The sequence below is a fragment of the Aquiflexum sp. genome, assembly GCF_977115555.1.
Map to the genome: position 1 here is coordinate 1 of NZ_CDSBKL010000378.1, position 3822 is coordinate 3822.

The window sequence follows — 3822 nt, forward strand, 5'->3', positions numbered from 1 at the left end:
ACCAAAGCAATATCTCATTTTTGAAACTATCCGCATATGTTTCCTCAATAAGAAGGTATCTATTCAATAAGTCTATTTTTTCTTCAAATGAAAGCATGAAAAATGGATTGAATGTTGTAAAGATTGATTCTACTAAAAAAGGGAAATTTTTTCCTTTATCCCAAATTGGATCATTTTTTACTTAAAACACCCCACCACCCCAATCGCACCGCCTTCCTTCAGGGTATAAGTTTGGCCATTGACCACATCGAAAAACTTGATCCCTACTATTCCCACAATGACTTTTTGACTTTGGGGAGTTTCAAAAGACAGTTCCATTTGACCCAAATCTGAAAGCCCTTGTCCGGCTTCCATCATGCCGCTTTCCTGCCACTTGACTGTGGGTTCGGAATCTTCTGACAAAGCCACCAAGCCGATGATGACCTGATACGGTCGGGAACCCGCCGCTTCAGTGAGTGGAGGAGTGAGGATCTCTCCAAAATCGAAAGTGAAGGACTTGCCTTTCTCTTTTTCTGACAAGTGCGGCAACCGGCCTAGGGTAGACCGCAGGTTGGTATTGGCAGTAAAGTCGATTCCTACGAGTTTGCTGACATCCCCATAAAGGATTCTCCGCTCACCCTTGGGATGGATACTGTCCTTCGCCAAAACGGATATAAACTTACCGGTCAATTGGGAGTTGATGTAAGGATTCAAAGCCGGGCAAGACATGTATAAAATCGCACGTTTCAGTTTTCCCGCCAAGCTTCCTGCCGTCCCAAAATCACTCGATGCTTTCCTCGAATTTTCAAAAGCTTTGTCTTTTTTGAATTGCTTGGTTGTCGGCCCGGTCTTGTTCCTAACCATATCCACCCCCTCGCTTTGGTAAAAATCGAGGCCACCGATCCGGCCATTAAAGCGAATGATTCCTGTTTGTCTAGCCATAGTTGCGTATACCTTTCGTTAGGGTTCCCCTATAGTCCCGTTACAGTTCCCTTACCCATACTCCGTGTCTGAGTAGACGATACTCCGTGTCTGAGTGCAGGATACTCCGTGTCTGCCTTACCTCAGCCTTACCTTTGATACGATGTGGAACTTACCCAAAGTGCATGTAGGGGTGATCAAGACACTTTGAATACTATGAATGTAGTAAAAATTTTCAAATAACAACCTGTTGCTACCTCAACATTTCTGCACCTGTCTTCGTCATGGCTTCAAAACAACAATCCCATGAAAAATATCCTTCCCTTACTCGCAATTTGTCTCCTTCTTTTTTCATGCATGGAACAGGAAACCCTCAATTTGGAATCAGGGGAATTTCCCCTCGGGACCTGGACCAATATCCAATACGATGAATCCGGATTTACCATGGACCGCAGCAGCAAAATCCCTGAAAATACCTATGGTTATGTGTTCCAAAAAAACGGGAAACTCATCCACCGCGCCAATTCCGGATTCTGTGGCACGCCTCCCATTACCACTTCAGATTTCGCAGGAACCTGGAAAGTCAAAGGGGATGTAGTCGAATTGGAAATTGAATTTTGGGGAGGAAAATATACCCAAGAATGGAAAGTCAATGCTGTTTCCTCAAAAACCGTCAGGATCGAGCTGCTCAAAGAAGCGTATATCAATGATTGATTTTTATGGGCTATCTCCCTTCATAAAAGAAAAGATATCTCCCTCCGGTCAATAGGTCAAGGAGAAGTTTCTTTCACTAATTACCATATTGCTTTGGGATACTTCGTACTTGGTACATCGTCCTTTCCCCACCTTTCACTTCTTACTTCCCGACTTCTGACTTCCAACCTTTAAAAAAATTATCTCCCTCCGATCGATAGGTCAAGGAGAAGTTTCTTTCACTTTTTACCAAGATCCTTTAACCGACCCATTTGGAATAATGTCAATTTTATAGGAAGCTTTGCCTTGTCACTTCGACGTAGGAGAAGTCTTGTCAACAAAACCTCTATCTTCCAACCTTCGGACTTCCAACTTCCAAAAGATATCTCCCTCTGGTCGATAGGTCAAGGAGAGGCTTCTTTCAACTCTAATCAATTCCGGTTCCGAGACTTTGTACTTGGTACTTCGTACATCGTACTTTTCACCCAACTTTCCAACCTTCCAACTTTTCAATTCTTCAATCTTCCAATCTTCCAATCTAAGAATCTCCCTTACTTACTCCACTTCTCCCTCATAACTTTATAGTCAGCGGTGGGATCGAGGCCCGCATCTTTTTGGGCTTTGAAATCCTTCAGCGCTTCAAGGGCAGGTTTGCGAAGCAAGATGATAGCGATGATATTGAGCCATGCCATCAAGCCCACACCGATGTCACCAAAGGTCCAGGCGAGTTCGGCGGTACGGATCGAACCATAAAATGTAGCGATCAAAATCAATGCCCTGAGCAAATAGGTAGGCCATTTTTGTTTGCCTTCCTTTTGGAGGTAACTCAGGTTGGTTTCTGCGATATAGTAATATGCCATGATGGTCGTAAATGCAAAAAACATCAATGCTATCGCTACAAATCCTGCACCGATGGTAGGGAAATGGTGACTGATGGCCTTTTGGGTGTATTCTGCCCCGATAGACACGCCTGGTAGGTTTTCCACAATAAAGCCTCCTTCGGGATTGATGACGTTAAACTGTCCCGTAAACAAAATCATAAAAGCCGTGGCGGTACAGACAAACAAGGTATCGATATACACCGAAAAAGCCTGAACCAAGCCCTGTTTGGCAGGATGGCTGACTTCTGCCGCTGCAGCGGCATGCGGTGCGGTACCCTGTCCGGCTTCATTGGAGTAGATGCCTCTTTTGATCCCCCAAGCAATGGCCAATCCAAAAACGCCGGAGTAGGTAGCTTCCAGGTTGAATGCAGAGCCAATTATAAGTTTGATTACATTGGGGATTTCGGTAAAATTCATTATGATAATGATGACTGCCAAGAGGATATAACCCAAGGCCATAAATGGCACTATGATTTCAGCCACTTTGCCTATCCTTTTGACTCCTCCAAAAATGACCAAGGCAAGAAGCAGACAGACTATTCCTCCAGTGATTTCCACAGGAATGGAAAAGGCGGATTGGACACTCAAGGCAATGCTGTTGCTCTGCACACCAGGTAGCAGGAGTGACATACTCATGATGGTGACAAAAGCAAAAAGGGCAGCATACCATTTGATTCCCAATCCTTTTTCGATGTAAAAAGCCGGTCCTCCACGGTATTGTCCTTCTTTCACTTCGCGGAAAATCTGTCCCAAAGTAGCTTCGACATAAGCGGAGGCAGCGCTCAAAAATGCTATCACCCACATCCAAAAAATTGCTCCGGGGCCACCCATGGCTATGGCTGTGGCTACGCCTGCGATATTTCCGGTTCCAATTCTTCCTGACAGTGCTAATGCAAAAGCCTGAAAGGAGGATACACCTTTGTCGGAAGATTTTCCTACAATGAGCAGCCGGATCATTGCTTTGAAATAGCGAACCTGCAAGAATCGGGTGGTGAATGAAAAGTAAATGCCGGTACCAAGACAAAGAAAGATGAGGGCATTGCTCCAAATAATATCATTGACGAAATAGACGATTTGTTCCATAAAGGGGATTCTGATTTTTAATGAATAATGGTTTTTGGGAGTGGCATGGTCAAAGAATCATAAAACCCTTTTGGGTTGCATTCAAATATATCACCTTCCGGAAATTATTTGCTCAAATTATTTCGAAAGGTCCAAATCGGTAATGTTTGTTCTTTAATCGAGATGAAAAAGCAAAGAAATAGAGTTTTCCTAACTTATTAATATGGTACTTCCGACTTCTCCCCCCTTTGTTAAGGGAACGTCACCCTGAGTGGAGCGAAGGGTC

General features: G+C 44.0%; 4 protein-coding genes. 1 reads left to right on the plus strand and 3 read right to left on the minus strand.

The annotated features are described in order from the left end of the window. Positions 1–177: 177 nt before the first annotated feature. On the minus strand, positions 178–921 hold the full coding sequence (locus tag ACZFYI_RS16920) for a hypothetical protein (RefSeq protein WP_462525307.1): 744 nt from the start codon (positions 919–921) through the stop codon (positions 178–180). A 285-nt stretch (positions 922–1206) separates the two neighbouring features. On the opposite strand from ACZFYI_RS16920, the gene ACZFYI_RS16925 reads away from it, so the two are divergent. Next, the gene (locus ACZFYI_RS16925) at positions 1207–1614 is read left to right on the plus strand and encodes a hypothetical protein (RefSeq protein ID WP_462525308.1); all 408 of its coding nucleotides are present in this window, start codon (positions 1207–1209) and stop codon (positions 1612–1614) included. Between the two features lie 288 nt (positions 1615–1902). Here the strand turns inward: ACZFYI_RS16925 and ACZFYI_RS16930 are convergent, their stop codons facing one another. Next, the gene (locus ACZFYI_RS16930) at positions 1903–2106 is read right to left on the minus strand and encodes a hypothetical protein (protein WP_462525309.1); all 204 of its coding nucleotides are present in this window, start codon (positions 2104–2106) and stop codon (positions 1903–1905) included. A 38-nt stretch (positions 2107–2144) separates the two neighbouring features. Next, positions 2145–3557 carry an alanine/glycine:cation symporter family protein gene (locus ACZFYI_RS16935; protein ID WP_462525310.1) on the minus strand — a complete coding sequence of 471 codons (1413 nt, stop codon included), beginning with the start codon at positions 3555–3557 and terminating at the stop codon, positions 2145–2147. Between the last annotated feature and the right edge of the window lie 265 nt (positions 3558–3822).